Source organism: Microbacterium halophytorum (assembly GCF_002970975.1).
Classification (GTDB): domain Bacteria; phylum Actinomycetota; class Actinomycetes; order Actinomycetales; family Microbacteriaceae; genus Microbacterium; species Microbacterium halophytorum.
Map to the genome: position 1 here is coordinate 85435 of NZ_PNFA01000006.1, position 17246 is coordinate 102680.

A 17246-nucleotide genomic window follows, 5' to 3' on the forward strand; every position below is an offset into this window, starting at 1 on the left:
CGCACTTCTTCCACCCGAAGCACGATTCACAAAGGAGTGACATGCAGCGCACGAGAGGGAACAGCAGGACGAAGGCGGCCGTCGGGGCCGCACTGGCGGCGGCGCTCGCGCTGACGGGCGCGCCGGCGCTCGCCGCGACGACGGACGCAGCGGGATCCGGCGCCGAGGCCGGCACCTGGTTCGAGAGCGCCTACGCGACGTGGTCGGGAAGCGACGACGGCTACCGCGTGTACGTCAGGGCGCAGGAGGCCTTCGACTGGCGCGACGACAGCCGCATCTCGGGGTGGCTCGCCGAATGGGATGAGGTCGACTCCCAGCTCGTCCGGGTCATCGACGAGGCGCGCGGCACTTGGCGCGTCGACGTGCCCGGACTGCCGCGGGGCACGTACGACATCGAGGTGCGCGACGGCGACGGCGCTGTCGTGCACGCGTTCGACGGGCTGCAGACCTCCTCGTACCCGCGGAACGGGGCGGCTTTCGTCCCCTCCGACGAAGACGTCTACGGCTTCCCCGGCACGAACGGAGCAGCGCCCGAGGGCGTCACGGGGGGCTACCTGGCCGACGGCCGCATCGATCCGGATGCCGAGCTCGTCTACCTGACCGCCGAGACGATGGGCGACTTCGACGCCGCCGTGTTCGCGGAAGGGCGCGGCGATGCGCGCGAGGGCGACGAGCCGCTCGTCGTGCGCGTCATCGGAACGGTCGGATCGTTCGACGAGGTCGCGGCGACGAAGGCCGAGGCCGGTGCCGAAGTGCCGGCGGGCGTCGGCGACGGGCGGATGATGTCGATCGGGGCGGGCAACGGCGATGTCACGATCGAGGGCATCGGGCCGGACGCGACCGTGTACGGGTGGGGCTTCACGACCGCGGGCGCCAGCAACGTCGAGTTCCGCAACCTGAGCTTCGACCAATGGCTGGACGACGCCGTGTACCTCAACGGCGGCGGGAGCGGGACCAGGGCATCGAACCTGTGGGTGCACAACAACACGTTCGGCTACGGCCAGAACAAGCATCTCGCCCTCGGCCAGGATCCGGATCAGGCCAAAGGCGACGGCGCCGTCGACGTGTCGAACCACGCGCGCAACTACACCGTCGACTACAACCGCTTCGACGGGAGCAGCAAGGCCATGCTCATCGGCGGCGGCACGGGGTCGATCAGCCAGCACTACGGCACGATCCACCACAACTGGTTCCACGGCTCCGAGGAGCGCACGCCGCGCGTCCGCAACGGGCGGGTGCACGTCTTCAACAACCTGTACCAGGACATCCAGGGCCACCCGTTCCACAACCAGCTCCTGGAACGGAACACGGGCTACGGCATCGGTGCGGCGCACAACGCGACGGTCTGGGCCGAGGGCAACATCTTCGACGACGTGAACTACCCGTTCCTCCGCAGCCGCCAGGGGCACGCGCGCGGGTCTCAGGTGATCGACTACGAGCCGGGGCCCGGCGAGAGCGCCGACGCGAACGCGGGCTTCAACCACTTCTTCGGCGACGCTCCCGGCTTCATCGTGTCGCAGGAATCCGTCGCACAGGGCGACTTCCCCGAGAGCGTCGCAGGGTTCCGCAGTGCCGACGATGTCGAGGCCGGCATCACGGAGGAGGACCTCGACTCGCTCCGCGAGGCGGCAGGGGCGCTGCAGCCGAACGTGCTCGACGAGGCCTCCGCGGCGAACTTCGACCCGACGCTCGACGTCGGCGTCGTGGTGGCGGACGGCTCCACGACGACGAACCCGACGATGAAGACGGACCCGCTCGCGCAGCTCGACTGGGCGTTCCGGCCGGCTGAGGGCGGCGTATGGTCGACGGGAACGCCGGACGAAGCGGCGGCGCTCAGGGCCGAGATCGAGGAGCGAGCGGGGGCGATCCGCAGGGACGTGCCGCAGCAGACGCCCAGCGCGCCGAGGATCACGGGCGTCGAGATCAACGATGAGCGGCGTTCGGCGACGAGCGAGTTCATCCCCGAACCCGGCCGCATCGTCGTGCACGAGGGGACCTTCACGATCGACTGGGCCGGCGAGGACCCGTTGGCCGAGGCGTACGAGGTCGAGTGGGATCGCGGAGAAGGGGAGTGGACCCCGATCGCGACCATCGCGGCGAGCGCGCGGCCCACGACGCTCCTGACGGAGACGATGAACCAGTTCGCGCTGCCGGAGTCCGTCGAGATCCAGGCGGAGGCGGACGATCCCGATGCGCAGTTCCTGTTCCGCGTGAGGGCGGTGAACCCCGCGGGCGCCAGCCCCTGGTCGGAGACCTATGCGCTGAACGGAGAGCTCGTGCGTGCGACGCCGGCAGCGACGGTGGAGCGCCGCTCCGGCGCGACGAACCAGCTCACCGTCACGGTCGACGAGGAGTACTCGGACGGCCTCGTGCTCGAGGAATCGGCGGTATTCGACGTCCGGAACAACGCCGACGGCGCCTACCGGGTCGGATCCCGCCTTGTGCACGTCGACACGTACGGCGGCACGAAGGTCCGCGACGTCCGGTTCGTCGACTGACGATCCGGTGACAGCGGCGGGCGGCGCTCCATCGGATGCGACGATGCGCCGCCCGCCGCGCGCGAACCATCGACGATTCGGCACCACACAGGAACGAGAGACACATGAGAGATCGGACGTCCTTTCGTCGGGCCATTGCGCTCGGCATCTCCTTGGCGACGGGGCTGTCGCTGTTCGGGCTGGCGCTGCCGGCCGCTGCCGGAACCGGGCCCACCGGCGCGATCGCGCGGCAGATCGCGCCGGCCGCGACCGACGAGGATGCGGGCGAGGTGGTCGTGACCTTCGACACCGGCGGCGGCGGCGAGGTCGAAGCGCAGCGGCTGAGCCCGGGTGCGGCGATCGCCGAGCCGGACCGCCCGACGAAGGACGGCGCGGTGTTCGTCGGCTGGTACGCCGACGCGGCCGCGAGCAGCGCGATGTGGGATTTCCGGAACGGCACCGTGACGGAGCCGTTGACGCTGTACGCGAAGTGGGTCCAGGTCGACGAGACGCACCTGCTGCTGAATGCCTACGCGTCCGAGGAGGAGCTGGAGAGCCCGTACGTCGCGTCGACGCTGCAGGCGCTCGGTGAGCTCTCGGACGATGAACGGCTCCTGACGGTTCCGGACGGCACGACCGTCTACGTCGCCCCCGGGGTATACTGGACCGACAGGACGTACCGCGAGGGCGGTGTGATCGCCGGGCCGAACGTCGGGCTGAGCATCCTCGGCGAGGACGTGTCGTTCCTCGGCCTCACGGACGACGCGACCGACACCATCATCGCCGGCAACCGCGGCGAGGGAGGCGAGAGCGGCCTCGGCGCCGATGGGAGCTGGTACTCCCTCGGCATCTCCTCGGGGTTCCGCGGCGAGAACATCACGATCGCGAACTACGCTCAGCAGGATCTCGTGTATCCTCGCGATCCCTCACAGAACATCGAGAAGCGCCTCGATTCGAAGAACCACGCCGAGGTGCTGACGCGCGCCGTCGGAACGGGCGCCCCGGATCGGATCCATTTCGAGAACATGCGGTTCGTCGGGTATCTGAACATGATGCTCGGCCTCGCACCGGAGCGCGCGTACTTCAAGGACAGCTTCTTCCAGCTGACCGACGACTCGGTGTTCTCGGGGAAGAAGAACGTCTACGAGAACTGCACGTTCCATTTCTTCGGCAATCATCCGTCCGTCAACGGCGCCGACGACGGCGGCATCGTCGCCCTGCTCGGCAGCGAGGTCGTGGGCATGCCGCAGATGACGAGCAGCGATGTCTTCCTGGCGAAGCAGTCCAACGAGATCGGACCGGACGCCAACGGCATCTTCGCCATCATCGACACGCATTTCTCCGGCCGGATCGAGACGGTCGAATGGGAGAACGTCGTGCGCGAGGACGCCCGCCACTTCGTGTCGAACAACACGATCGGAGACGAACGCGCACCCCTGGCGATCAGCCCGGCTCAGCCGCAGACATCGGTGGAGCTGACGGGGTCGGCACTCGAGGCGTTCAAGGTCGGCGACGAGTACAACGTCTACAACCTGCTCAAGGGCGACGACGGCTGGGACCCGAAGGGCCAGGCGGGCGGCGGCTGGGAGCCGTTCGCCGACCTGCCGTACCGGTTCCTCGTGGGCGCCGAGGGGAAGACGATGCGCTCGGGCGAGACGGGGGAGTCGAATCGCGCCGTGCTGACGCCGGCGGTCGCCCCCGCCGGCTCCGCCGACCCCGCGGCGATCGAGTGGGAGTACGACACCGAGCTCCTCGACGGCACCATCGACCCGGAGACGGGCGTCGGGACGTTCACGGCCGCGCCGAACGCCACGGGCGCCGAGATCAGCACGATCGTCACGGCGACGCTGCCGAGCGGCATCTCGGCGGGCGCGACCCTGCACATCCGGCCGCTCCCGGTCGACCCTCCTGTCGTCACGGACACATCGCTGACGATCGGCGAGAACGCGGCCTCTCTCGACTACGCACTGGACGAGGCTGACTACCGGGAGGCCTCGGTCATCGATTGGTACCGGGAGAGCGGCCCCGACACGACCGACGGCGTCCACATCGGGACGATGCGCAACGATGACGCCGGCTTCTTCATCGACGAGCCGTACACCGAGTACGCGCTCGGCCGCTACGACGTCGGTTCGTACCTGCGCGCCGTGATCCGGCCGAAGTACGAGTTCAGCGGGTACGGAGACCCCGTCACGGTGCGCTCCGAGCGCCCGGTCGAGGCGGCCGACGTGACGGAGGCGTCGCTGTCGACCGACTTCAGGAACCTCTTCGTGACGGACGAGGACCACCTCACCACGACGGGGCGCTGGTTCTTCGACCGCGTCAGCGGCACGGCCGTGCCGTGGGGTTGGGGCATCGGAACGAACGGCACGGACCGGATCTGGGGGCTCCAGAACAACTCCGGCGGCGCAGGCACGCGGTTCGTGTTCGGGCAGGAAGGCGCATACGGAGACATGAGCCTGACCCTGGACTACTCCACCAGCAAGGTCGAGGGGCAGGGGTTCGGCGGAAGCGGTCACTTCATGGACGTCTACGTGAAGTACGACCCGGCGGCGCGCGTCGGCTACGGGCTCCGCGTCGAGCGGACCGCGGCGGGCGGTTCGAACGCGACGATGTGGACGCTGAACAGGTACGACGGCGACACGGTGACGCCCGTGACTGAGCCCATCCGGACGGCGGCGTTCATGCCGAAGAGCGAGATCACGATCGGCGTCGAGGGCGATACCCTGCGGGTGCGGGCGACGACCGAGTCCGAGCGAACGCCCCTCCAGGTGGAGCAGGGGCTGTCGAACTCGGTCGATCTCGCGTGGACCGACACGACGGGGGCACTGCGCGGGAACGACGACGCCGGCTTCGGGTTCCGGATCAACAACTCCGGCAACTCGTCGTACGACTACGCGGGCAGCGGCATGATGACCAACAACACCGTGATGCTGCACGGCGTGACGGTCACGGCGGAGGAGGCGGCGCGCGAGAGCACCGTGACGTTCGACACCAGGGGCGGCAGCGACGTCGCCCCGGTGACCGTGGAGGCGGGCGCCGCGGTCGGCGAACCGGCGGCGCCGACGCGCGGCGAGGACCTGTTCTTCGCCTGGGCGACCGACCCGTCGTGCGAGGCGATGTACGACTTCGGCAGCGCCGTGACCGGGGACCTGACGCTCTACGCGTGCTGGGAGATGCTCGTCGCGGCCGAGCCGTCGGCGCGCGTCGACAAGGTCGCGGGACCCGAGAACGCGCTCACGATCACGGTCACGGAGGAGTACTCCCGAGGCACGTCCAGGGAGCACGTGGAGGCGTTCACGATCAGGAACAACGCGTCGGGCGTGTTCGAGGTCGCCGGCTACCGCGTCCACGTCGCCACGTACGACAACACGGGGGTCAGGGACGTCCGCCTGGTCGGCTGATCGCGTCCCGCGCATCGGCGCCCCGCGAGCGGGGCGCCGATGCGCGGGACGCGCGGCGACCGGCTTCCGCGCCGGCCCCGGTTCGGGTTGACTGAGGGGAGCCCTGTTCCCCGAAGAAGGAGACTGACGTGCGACGTCGCCGTCCCATCGCCGCGCTGGCCGCGGCCGCCCTGGCACTGCCCCTCTCGATCGCCGCGCTCGCTGCGCCGGCGCACGCGAGCCCCGATTCGACGCCGAACGGCCCGTACGTGCAGTGCGGCAAGCAGCCGATCAACCTGAACGGCATGCTGTCGAACGAGGAGCTGCAGAACGAGATCGACCGGCTCGAGTCGCGGCGAGGCGACGTCGTCTCCGTCGAGGAGATCGGCCGATCGGTCGAGGGGCGCGCGCTGAACGCCGTGACCGTCGGCAGCGGCCCCCGTACGCTCGTCGTGCAGACCCAGATCCACGGCGACGAGCCGATCGGAACCGAGGCGGCCGTGGCGCTGCTGAAGAGCGTTTCGGCACCGACGGCTTCCGCGCAGGAGGTCCGCGACGCGGTCACGCTCGTCGTGGTGCCCCGCCTCAACCCCGACGGGTGGGAGCGGTACAACCGCGACGACTGGGCGAGCCGCCTCGACCCGCGCCGCAACAGCAATGACGTGGACCTGAACCGCACGTTCGGCCCCTCCGATCAGGACATGAGTCTCGCCCCGGAAGCGGTCGCCATCCAGGACCTCCTGACCGAGCTCCAGCCCGACCTCGTCCTCGACTACCACCACCAGGTCACCTACGGCACCGAGGACGGCGGCATGGCGACCATGTCGGTCATGTGGGGCACGCACCCGGATGTCGCGCCCGAGGTCGCCGACACGGGCAAGCGCGCCGCGTCGGTCATCGGTGAGGGCCTGGCGGGCAGCGGCCACGCCGCCGTCACGCTCTACCCGCAGTCCGACACCGCCACCACGGCGCGCAACGGCCTGTCGATGGACGGCATCCCCACCCTCCTGATCGAGCAGCGCGGTCAGCAGGAAGCGGGCCAGAAGTCGTCCGGCGTGCTCACGAAGGAGGCGCTGACGAGCATGGACTCCGTGCTCGGCGCGTTCGCCGACGGCAGTTTCGAGTCCGTCGACCCGGAGACCGCGTACGACCTGCCGGAGCGCGGCGACCGCATCCGCACCTCCTGCAAGGAATGACCGGCCGGCCGAGCTGACGCGGCCTGCCCGAACGCGCCGGGGCGCACGGCTCCCCGTTCCCGCACCCCGGCGCGATCGGGCGTCCGGGCGCATCGGCCGCGAGCCGAGTGCGCCCCGATGCCGGAAAGCGCTTGCTCGGCTAGACTGGGTCGACGGCGCGGGCGCCCGCGCCCCTGCCGCGCTGTTCGCACCGACCCTGAGGACCACACCGCATGAACGCACCTCGCATCGCCGTCATCGGAACCGGTGGCTACGGAAAGCACCACATGAACACGGCGATCCGGATGCAGGAGGAGGGCACGGCGCTGCTCGCCGCGGTCGCCGACACGCACCCGCCCGCTGCCGAGGAGCTCCCGGCCGGCACAGCGGTCTTCACCGACGGCGCCGAGATGATCGCCGCAGGCGGCACCGACATCGTCGCGATCGCGACGCCGATCCACACCCACTTCGATCTCGCGTCCGCGGCCATCGAAGCCGGCAACGACGTGCTCCTCGAGAAGCCGACCACGGCGACGCTCGAGCAGTTCGAGGAGCTCGTCGCCCTGGCGGGGGCGAGGGGCGCGCGCGTGCAGATCGGCTTCCAGAGCCTCGGCTCGGAGGGCATCCGGATCATCCGGGATCGGATCGCGTCGGGTGAGATCGGCGACGTCGTGCGCTACGGCGCGCGCGGCACGTGGCTCAGGAGCTTCGCCTACTTCAACCGCTCGAAGTGGGCAGGGAAGCGCCGCATGGACGGGGTCGTCGTCGCAGACGGAGCGCTCACCAACCCGTTCGCGCACGCGACCGCGACGGCCCTGGCGATCGCGGGGGCGACCCGCGTCGACGATGTCCGCGGCCTCGAGCTCGACCTGTGGCGGGCGAACGACATCGAGGCGGACGACACCTCGGTCGCGATCTTCGAGCTGCCGGGCGGCGTGCGGCTCACGACCGCCGTGACGGTGGCGGCGCGCGAGCAGGTCGAGCCGCTCGTCGACGTCGTCGGCTCGGAGGGCACGATCCGGTTCTGGTACACCCAGGACGTCATCGAGCGGCTCGATGCGTCGGGCGTGGTCGTCTCCACGGAGACCGTCGGCCGCTCGCCGCTGCTCGAGAACCTCGTCGATGCGCGCACCGACGGCGCCCCGCTGATCGCGCCCCTGGTCGAGACGGGCGCCTTCATGCGGCTCGTCGAGGGCGTCATGAGCGCCCCCGACCCGCGCCGGGCCGCCTCGGCTGAGGTGGCGACCGTCGACGACGAGTGGGGCCCGCGCCGAGTGATCGCGGGCGTCGCGGCCGAGGTCGACCGCGCCCTGCGCGAGGAGCGCACGTTCACCCAGCTCGGCAGCGCGTTCACGCGGGGCTGAGCGGCCCCGTTTCCCGCGGCGGGGCGACGTGATGAACGCGTACCCCTGCGGCTCGAGCGTGCGCTTCTCGCCGGCCGGCAGCGTGACGGACACCGGCTCCGCGCCGTGGTTGATCACCGTGAGCAGGTCGCCGCGGCGGGCGACCTCCACCCCCTCGGGAACCTCGGCGAGCTCGCCCGAGACGCCGGCGTCGTCGAGCAGCACGCCGAGCACGGGGTCGAGGGAGCCGAGCGACGGGTGCGTCGTGAGGTACCAGGCGGAGCCGTCGCCGTGCGCACGGCGGGTGAGCGCGGGGCGGCCCGCCGATGGCCCGGTCCCGTAGCTCGACACGACCTCGGCGTCATCCGCCCAGACGGCCTCGGCGAGCACGGTGCCCTCGCCCGCGACGCGGCCCGCGTAGCGGGCGTACGCGCGCTCGTCGCGTTCGGCGGTGTCGGACGACCCGAGCTCCCCGGCTCGTTCGGCGATCTTGGCGCGGGCGGGCGGCACGAGCGCCCGGAAGTCCTCGAACGCGACGCCGAGCATCGGGCCGAGCTGCGTGAGGAACCCGCCCTCGCGGAAGGCGTCGTTCCCATCGACGACGTCGGTGAACGGGCCAGCGGCGAGAACGCCGCCGTGCTCGACGAATGCCCTCAGCGCCGCGGCGCCCTCGTCTCGCAGGAGGTACAGGAACGGTGCGAGCGCGAGCCGGTAGCGGTCGTCGACCTTCTCGGGCGGCACGATGTCGGCCATGACGCCCCTGCGGGTGAGCGCGGCGTGCCAGTCGCGCACGAGCTGCAGGTAGTCGACGGTGGTCGGGTGCCCATCGCCCTCGACCGCCCACCAGTTCTCCCAGTCGAAGATGAGGGCGACCCTGGCGTCGTCGGCGGGCGGCGGCAGCTCGCCGAGCCGCGCGAGACGCTCGCCGAGCGCGACGACCTCCCGCCATGTCCGGGTCCGGGTGCCGGCCTGGGGGATCATCGCCGAGTGGAACTTCTCGGCACCGGAGCGGGACTGGCGCCACTGGAAGAACATGATGCCGTCGGCGCCGCGGCCGATCGACTGCGCCGTCTCCGCGGCCAACTGGCCCGCCGCCTTCGACGGGTTCGTCCGCCGCCAGTTCACGGCGTCCGATGCCTGCTCCATCAGGATCCACGGCTGCCCGCGCTTGAGCGAGCGCACCAGATCGCGCTGGAACGCCGTCGTCAGCGGCCGCTGCGGATCGAGAGGGTCGGGGTAGCAGTCGTCCGTGATGACGTCGATGTGCTCGGCCCACTTCGCGTAGTCGGCCGGCGGGAACGCGCCCATCATGTTCGTCGAGATCGGCTGCGTCGCGCCGGAGGCGCGGATGATGTCGCGCTGCATCACGTAGATCTCGAGCCACATGTCCGACATGAAGCGCTTGTAGTCGAGCACCTGGGCCGGGTTCCGGATGAACGGCGCCCTCCGCGGGGGGAAGACCTCGTCGAGCGATCCGTACCGCTGCGACCAGAACGCCGTTCCCCACGCCCTGTTGACGCCCTCGACGTCGCCGTACCGGTCGGCGAGCCATGCCCGGAACGCGTCCCGAGCCGAATCCGAGAACTCCTCGTTCAGGTGACAGCCGAGCTCGTTGTCCACGTGCCACATCACGATGGCGGGGTGGTCGGCGTACCGCTCGGCGAGGCGGCGCACGAGCTCGGCGGCGAGGCGCCGGTACGTCGGCGAGGCGGGGGAGTGATGCTGGCGCGAGCCGTGCCAGTACGGGGAGCCGTTCTCGTCGGCGGCCAGGACGTCCGGGTGCGCGCTCGTGACCCACGGCGGCGGCGAGGCGGTCGCCGTCGCGAGGTTGACCCCGATGCCTCCCGCGTGCAGCAGGTCGACGATGCGGTCGAGCCAGCCGAAGTCCCAGGTGTCGGGGCCCGGTTGGAGGCGCGACCACGCGAAGATGCCGAGGCTCACGGTCGTGACGCCGGCCTCCCGCATCAGCTCGACGTCCTCCGGCCAGATCTCCTCCGGCCATTGGTCGGGGTTGTAGTCGGCTCCGTACAGCACGATGGCTCCAGTTCTCTCGGTCGGAACGAGTGAGCCGCACCCCTGGGTGCGGCTCACCTGCGGATCAGTCTGCGGATCAGGCAGTGCTTCTGCCGCGCCTGCGGGCGGGGGCGGCGACGGCCGCGAGGGCCGCGCATCCGGCGGCGGGGATCGCGAGCGGCAGCAGCATCCACCCGGCGAGGCCGACGAAGCACGCGGCGACGACGGCGTAGAGTGCGCCGATGGGGTCCGCCGCGACGGCGGTTGGGGCGGCGCGGAAGGCCGCGCGCCAGCCGGCCTCGGAGGTCCACGCCGCGCAGACGAGGAGGAGCCCGCCCGCCGCCGCGGCCGCGATCACCCAGCCGAGCGCCTCGATCACGGGGCCGCCGGGCATCGCACCCGAGCGAGCGACCACGATGTCCAGCGCGAGCACGCCGCCCAGGAGCGCGGTCGCGGCACCGACGAGCAGGCCCGCCGGCAGCGCCTTGAGGAAGTCGGCCCACAGGGCGCGGAACGGAGATCCCTCCGCGCGCACGAACCGACGCACGTGCCGGATGCCGGCCGCGAGGGCCGCCGGCAGGGTCAGCACGGTGAAGCCGAAGCCCACCACGACGACCCCGACCAGCAGCACCTCGCCGAGGAGGGCGAACGCGCCGACCGCGCCCGGGTTCGGCGCCGGCGCGTCGTGCGTCGGGCCGATCCCGGTGCGCGCCGCGCGGCGCATCGCGCGCTGCTGCCTGCTCATCGCGTCAGCCCTTCAGCCCCTGCGTCGCGACGCCGTTGACCAGGAAGCGCTGGAACACGATGAAGAACAGCAGGATCGGGATGAGGGCGATGAACGACGCGGTGACGGTCGCGCCGTAGTCGCTCGTCGACGTCTGGTCGTTGTAGAGGCGCAGCGCGATCGGGAGCGGGTACTTCTCGGGGCTGTTCAGGTAGAGCAGGGGGCCGAGGAAGTCGTTCCACTGCCAGATGAACGCGAAGATCGCGCCGGTCACCATCGACGGCTTGATGAGCGGCAGGATGATCGAGAAGAAGATGCGCCCGTGGCCGGCGCCGTCGATCCGGGCCGCCTCGTCCATGTCCTTCGGGAGCCCCCTGATGAACTGCACCATCAGGAAGACGAAGAAGGCCTCCGTCGCGAGGAACTTCGGCAGGATCAGCGGCACGAACGTGTCGACGAGGCCGAGCTGGTTGAACCAGATGTACTGCGGGATGATCACGACGTGCACGGGGAGCAGGAGCGTGCCGATCATCGCCGCGAACAGGATCGCCACGCCCTTGAACTTGATGCGCGCGAACGCATAGGCCGCTAGCGACGACGAGAACAGCGTTCCGACGACCGCGGCGACCGACAGGATCGTGGAGTTCAGGAAGAACCGCCACATCGGCACGCCGCCGATGCCCTCGGAGACCGTCGCGTAGTTCTCGAGGGTCGGGTCGATGGGGATGAGCCCCTGGTTCTGGCCGAACTCGCTGTTCGGCTTGAACGTCGAGGCGAAGAGCCACACGAGCGGGTAGATCACGACTGCGGCGATCAGCAGCAGCGCGATGAACCAGATCACCGTCTGCCAGCCGCGGCGGGTGATCTTCTTGCGGGGGGCCGGCTTGCCCGTCGTGACGAGAGCGGTGGCGGTCATCGGTCTTCTCCCGTGTAGTGGACCCAGTTCTTCTGGGTGCGGAACAGGATCACGGCGATGACCGCGACGGCGATCATCACGATCCACCCGATCGCGGAGGCGTAGCCCATCTGCGTGTCGGTGAAGCCGCGCTTGTACAGGTACAGGGTGATGAAGTTGGTCATGCCGGCGGGGCCGCCGGTGCCGTTGGAGATGATGTACGCGGACGCGAACACCTGGAACGCGGCGACCAGCTCGAGCAGCAGGTTGAAGAAGATCACCGGCGAGAGCATCGGGATCGTCACGGCCCGGAACCGGCGCAGCGCGCCGGCGCCGTCGACCTCCGCCGCCTCGTACAGCTCCTTCGGCACCTGCTTCAAGCCCGCGAGGAAGATCACCATGGTAGAGCCGAACTGCCACACCGCGAGCAGGATCATCATGGGCAGCACGAGATTCACGTTGCCGATCCACCCGCCCCAGTTGATCCCGAAGACCTGCAGGGTGCTGTCGACGGGGCCGTCGGTGCTGAACATCGCACGCCACACGATCGCGACCGACACCGACGCGCCGATCAGGCTGGGCGCGTAGAACGCCGAGCGGAAGAAGCCGGCGCCCCTGTCGCGGTAGTTCAGCAGCAGGGCGATCGCCAGTGCCGCCGCGAGCTTGATCGGGGTGCCGACCAGCACGTAGACGAGGGTGATCTGCGCCGACTGGATGAACACCGGGTCGTCCGTGAACAGCCGGATGTAGTTCTCGAACCCGACCCACTCGGGCGCCGAGAACAGGTTGTAGTCGGTGAACGACAGGTACAGCGAGTACGCCATCGGCCCGAGCGTCAGCCCGAGGAAGCCGATGATCCACGGCAGCAGGAACGTGTATCCGGCCGCGGTCTCCCTCAGCGTCCGCTTTCGGTGGGCGGCGGAGCGCTCCCAGCGGACACCGCCCTTCTGCGAACCGCCGTCGGCGGTCACGACCCGCCTCGTCTCAGTTGTGCTCATGATCTCCCGATCGGTAGCGGTGGGCGGCGCGGGGTGCGCCGCCCACCGGTGACAGCATCAGTTCAGCGCCGCGTCCATCTCGCCGAAGAACTGCTCGACGGCCTCGTCGACGGTCATCGTGCCGAAGCCGAGCTCCTTGCCCAGCTCGAGGAACTTCTGCTCGAGCGAGCCGTAGCCGACGATCGGCACGGGCGGGGCCGAGCCCAGGCGGTCGGCGATCGACGCCTCATAGTCCTTGATCTGCGTGCTGAGTTCGTCGAGCTCCGCCGCCTCGAGCGCGACCGTCGACGCAGGGAGGCCGCGGTTCGTGCCGAAGACCTCGCCCGACTCCTCCGAGTTGATCAGGAAGTCGACCAGCATCGCCGATGCCTCGGGGTGCTCCGTGCCCTCGGCGACGGCGTGCAGCATCGAGGGCTTGAGGTAGAGGTCCTTCGCGTCCTCCTCGAAGTACGGCGGGGCCTGCAGGCTGAGCTCGGTGTAGTCCTCGCCGAGGTTGCCGAGGTACCCGGCGCCGAAGTTGTCCCACGTGCCCTCGCTCATCACGAAGGCGGCGTCGAAGCCGCTCAGCGGTGCGATCTCCTCGAGGTTCTTCGCGGGGAAGCCGTAGTCGGCGCGCGCCTCCTCGCCCATCGCCCAGAACGTGCGCAGGTCGTCCTCGGTGAACTGCGGCTCGCCATCCTCGGAGAACAGGTCGGTGCCCTGCGAGCGCATGTACAGCTCGAAGAGCTGGATGCGCCCCGACCAGTCGGTCGCGCCCCATGCGTCGACGCCGTTGGCCTGCGCGGTCTCGGTCGCCTCCTTCATCCAGGCGTTGTAGTCCTCGAACGACCCGCCGGCGAAGTCCTCGACGCCCGCGTCGGCGAGCAGCTTCGTGTTCCCGAACAGGCCCCACGCGTTCGTCGAGGTGGTGATGCCGTAGTTGCCGCCGGCGACCTCGCCGATCGCCAGGATGTCGTCGGAGAGCGATTCGTCACTGATCTCTTCGCCGATGTACGGCGTGAGGTCGAGCAGCAGGCCGTTCTCGGCGTACTGGCGCAGGAACGAGTAGTCGAACTGCATCACGTCGGGCAGACCGCCGCCGGCGGCCTCGGTCTGGCGCTTCTCCCAGTACGCGGGGAAGTCGAGGAACGACGAATTGATCGTGATGTTCGGGTGCTCCTCGGTGAACAGGTCGAACATCTGCTGGTACAGGTCAGCGCGCTGGTCGTTGCCCCAGAGCGAGAAGTTCAGGGTGATCTCCTCGTCGGGGTCGTAGCCGTCGCTCCCGCCGCCGGAGCAGCCCGCGAGTGCGAGGCCGGCGATCGCGGTTCCCGCGACGGCCGAGAGGAGTCTTGTCGTGCGAAGCATCGTTGCTCGTCCTTTCAGAACATCATTGTTCGGTCACGAAGCTGAGTTCGGGCCAGCGCTGGAAAGCGCTTGCCAAGATTCTAGTGGAAGCTCAAAACGTTTTACAAGTCTCGAGGGCGTAACGATCGCCCGGAGGGGTGCGGCGGCGGCGCCGTGCCGCCGCCGCACCGGGGTCAGCTGCCGAGGATGACGTCGGCCTCGCTGAAGAACTGCTCGACGGCCTCGTCCACGGTGACGGTGCCGAGCCCCAGCTCCTTGCCGAGGTCCCAGAACTTCTGCTCGAGCGAGCCGTAGCCGGCGACGGGGACGGGCGGTGCGTCGCCGATGCGGTCCTCGACCGACTCGAGGAAGTCGGCGACCTGCTGGTCGGGGCCCTCGAGGGTCGCGCCCTCGAGCTTCGTGTCGGATGCGGGGAAGCCGACCGAGGTGCCGAAGATCTCCCCGGCCTCGGGGCTGTTCACGACGTAGTCGAGGAAGATCGCGGCGGCCTCGGGGTGCTCGCTCGACTCGGAGACGGCCATCTGCAGGCCCGCCTGGCGGTACAGGTCCTGGGCGCCCTCGACGTCGAGCGGCGGCGCGACCACCGAGATGCTCGATGCGCCGGAGTCGCCGAGGTAGGAGGCGATGAAGTTGCTCCAGCTCGCCTCGCTGGCCGTGAGGTTGCCGCCGAAGCCCGAGACGGGGGTGATCTCCTCGAGCGCCTGCTGCGGCACCGTGACGCCGTCGCGGTCGGCCGCCCCGCTCTCCCAGAACGCGGCGAGCTGCTCCTCGGTGAACCCGAGCTCACCGTCCTCCGTGTAGAGGTTGCCGCCCTCGGCGCGCAGGACGTTCTCGAAGTTCTGGATGCGCTGCGTGTAGTCGGTGCCGCCGTAGATCTCGCCGCCGGTGGCCTCGGTGACGTCGGCCATCCATTCCGAGTACTCGGCGTAGGTCGTGCCGCCGGCGTAGGGCTCGATGCCGTGCTCGGCGAGGATGTCGTCGTTGAGGAACACCGACCAGGTGCTGTAGCCGATCGGCAGCGAGTACTGCGTGCCCTCGAGGGCGCCGGTGCCGAGCAGGCCCTCGTCGATCGCGTCGGTCGACACGTACTCGCTGAGCTCGCCGAGGTCGGCGAGCAGGCCGTTCTCGGCGTACTGGCGCAGGTAGGTGTCGGAGAACTGCCACACGTCGGGGAGGCCGCCGCCGGCCGCCTCGGTCTGCCGCTTCTCCCAGTACGCGGGGAAGTCGGTGAACGAGCCGTTCACCGTGATGTTCGGGTGCTCCTCGTTGAAGGCGTCGATGAGCTGCTGGTAGCGCTGGGCGCGATCGTCGTTGCCCCACCAGGTGAAGGTGAGCTCGACCTCGGCTTCGGGGTCGTACTCGCCGCCGTCGGACGAGCAGGCGGCGAGTGCGCCGGCCGCGACGCCGAGGACGGCGACGGTGGTCAGGGAGCGTCGGAGGGATAGCTTCATTGCGGTTCTCTTCTCTGGTGCGAGCTGATAGGAAAGCGCTTGCTCGCGACACAATAGAAGGAATCAAAACGATTCACAACCCCGATGACGGCCGATGGCGCCGTCCGCGACGGCGCCGGGTGCTCGGTGCGCCGGGGGTCGTGCGCCGACGCGGTGGGCGGCGGGAGGGCCGTTCGTGCGCGGTGGGCGGCGGGAGGGCCGTTCGCGCGCGGTAGGGTGGCGGAAAGCGATTTCTCGTGCGCACGACCTGCGCGCCGATCCGTCATCGTCGACGAAGAGCACGAAGGAGGCGCCCATGCAGGGGGGCACGCTCGAGCCCGCGCGCCGGACCCGGCGCATCGGGATCCGCGACGTCGCCGAGCACGCCGGCGTGTCGATCGCGACGGTCTCGAACGCGCTGAATCGGCCGCAACGGGTCAGCGACGCGACGCGTACGCGCGTCTCCGCCGCCGTCGAGCAGCTCGGCTACGCGCCGTCGCCGGCGGCGCGCATGCTGCGCGCGCAGAAGAGCGGGCTGATCGGCATGACGGTCATCAACATCCGGAACCCCTTCTTCGGCGCGCTGATCTCCGGCGCCGAGCAGGCGGCGGCCGCCCGGTCGATGCGCGTGTTCTCCGGCAACGTGTCCGACAGCGCGCAGACGGAGAAGGACCACCTCGGCCTGTTCCGCTCCGTCCATGTCGAGGGCGCGCTCATCACGCCGTTCGGTGACACGTCGTCCGCGATCCGGAGCCTCCGCTCCCACGGAATCCCCGTCGTGCTCGTCGACGGCGCGGACGAGACCGGCACCCTCTCGTCCGTGTCGTTCGACAACCGCACGGCGGCCGACATGGTGGCCCGCCACCTGCTCGAGACCGGGCGGCGCAGGGTGCTGTTCCTCGGCTCGCGCCGCGAACTCGCCCAGGTGCGCGATCGCGAGGACGGGGCGCGCGAGGTGCTGGCCGCGGCCGGCTCGACCATGGCGGCCGAGCGCCTGCACCGGACGGACCCGGAGGCGGGGCTCGAGTACGGCGCGAAGCTCGCCGCGGGGGCCGCCGGCGACCTGCCCGACGCGATCATCTGCTCGAACGACCATCTCGCGGCCGGCCTCGTGCGGGCGCTCGTCGACGGGGGTGTGCGCGTGCCGGAGGACGTCGCCGTCGTGGGCTACGACGACACGCCCCTGTCGCGCGTCGCCGCCGTGCCGCTCACGTCGATCCGGCAGCCGGCGGTGGACATGGGGCGGCGAGCGGCGGAGCTCCTGCTGGGTGCGATCGGCCGTTCGCCGGAGCCCCGGCAGAACGTCGTCTACGCCCCGGAACTCGTCATCCGCGCGTCGACCGTCGGCTGACGGCTGCCCCTGGCGTCCACGCCACCGGGGTTGAAACGTTCGGACCCGACGCGCTAACGTGACACCGTCGGTGCGGGAAAGCGCTTGCTACATCCGGGTGGGCGAAGGTG

10 protein-coding genes and 1 pseudogene are annotated in these 17246 nt (G+C 70.1%); 5 read left to right on the forward strand and 6 right to left on the reverse strand.

Features of this window, described 5'->3' with window-relative positions:
- The first annotated feature begins 41 nt into the window (after positions 1–41).
- The 4 genes from C0010_RS07650 to C0010_RS15405 all read left to right on the forward strand — a co-directional run bounded on the left by C0010_RS07650 (position 42) and on the right by C0010_RS15405 (position 8399).
- A complete protein-coding gene (locus C0010_RS07650) occupies positions 42–2498 on the forward strand; it encodes a pectate lyase family protein (RefSeq protein ID WP_105566479.1) in 2457 nt (818 codons plus the stop codon).
- 104 nt (positions 2499–2602) lie between these two features.
- Positions 2603–5881: an InlB B-repeat-containing protein gene (locus C0010_RS07655; protein ID WP_198410802.1), complete on the forward strand. Its 3279-nt coding sequence runs from the start codon at positions 2603–2605 to the stop codon at positions 5879–5881.
- Between the two features lie 128 nt (positions 5882–6009).
- Positions 6010–7056: a M14 family metallopeptidase gene (locus tag C0010_RS07660; protein WP_105566481.1), complete on the forward strand. Its 1047-nt coding sequence runs from the start codon at positions 6010–6012 to the stop codon at positions 7054–7056.
- A gap of 284 nt (positions 7057–7340) precedes the next feature.
- A complete protein-coding gene (locus C0010_RS15405; RefSeq protein ID WP_408631075.1) occupies positions 7341–8399 on the forward strand; it encodes a Gfo/Idh/MocA family protein in 1059 nt (352 codons plus the stop codon).
- A 66-nt stretch (positions 8400–8465) separates the two neighbouring features.
- Here C0010_RS15405 and C0010_RS07670 read toward each other — a convergent pair.
- The 6 genes and pseudogenes from C0010_RS07670 to C0010_RS07695 all read right to left on the reverse strand — a co-directional run.
- Positions 8466–10469: pseudogene (locus C0010_RS07670) on the reverse strand (beta-galactosidase); the annotation flags it as partial.
- Between the two features lie 19 nt (positions 10470–10488).
- Positions 10489–11136: a hypothetical protein gene (locus C0010_RS14940; protein ID WP_158685370.1), complete on the reverse strand. Its 648-nt coding sequence runs from the start codon at positions 11134–11136 to the stop codon at positions 10489–10491.
- A gap of 4 nt (positions 11137–11140) precedes the next feature.
- Positions 11141–12031: a carbohydrate ABC transporter permease gene (locus C0010_RS07680; RefSeq protein WP_105566482.1), complete on the reverse strand. Its 891-nt coding sequence runs from the start codon at positions 12029–12031 to the stop codon at positions 11141–11143.
- A complete protein-coding gene (locus C0010_RS07685) occupies positions 12028–13008 on the reverse strand; it encodes a carbohydrate ABC transporter permease (RefSeq protein ID WP_105566483.1) in 981 nt (326 codons plus the stop codon). Before C0010_RS07685 ends, C0010_RS07680 begins: the two co-directional genes overlap by 4 nt.
- Positions 13009–13065: 57 nt before the next feature.
- Positions 13066–14355: an ABC transporter substrate-binding protein gene (locus tag C0010_RS07690; protein ID WP_105566484.1), complete on the reverse strand. Its 1290-nt coding sequence runs from the start codon at positions 14353–14355 to the stop codon at positions 13066–13068.
- A gap of 173 nt (positions 14356–14528) precedes the next feature.
- A complete protein-coding gene (locus tag C0010_RS07695; RefSeq protein ID WP_105566485.1) occupies positions 14529–15806 on the reverse strand; it encodes an ABC transporter substrate-binding protein in 1278 nt (425 codons plus the stop codon).
- Positions 15807–16101: 295 nt separating this feature from the next.
- Between C0010_RS07695 and C0010_RS07700 the strand changes: the two genes are divergently transcribed.
- The gene (locus C0010_RS07700) at positions 16102–17136 is read left to right on the forward strand and encodes a LacI family DNA-binding transcriptional regulator (protein WP_105566486.1); all 1035 of its coding nucleotides are present in this window, start codon (positions 16102–16104) and stop codon (positions 17134–17136) included.
- The last annotated feature ends 110 nt before the right edge of the window (positions 17137–17246 follow it).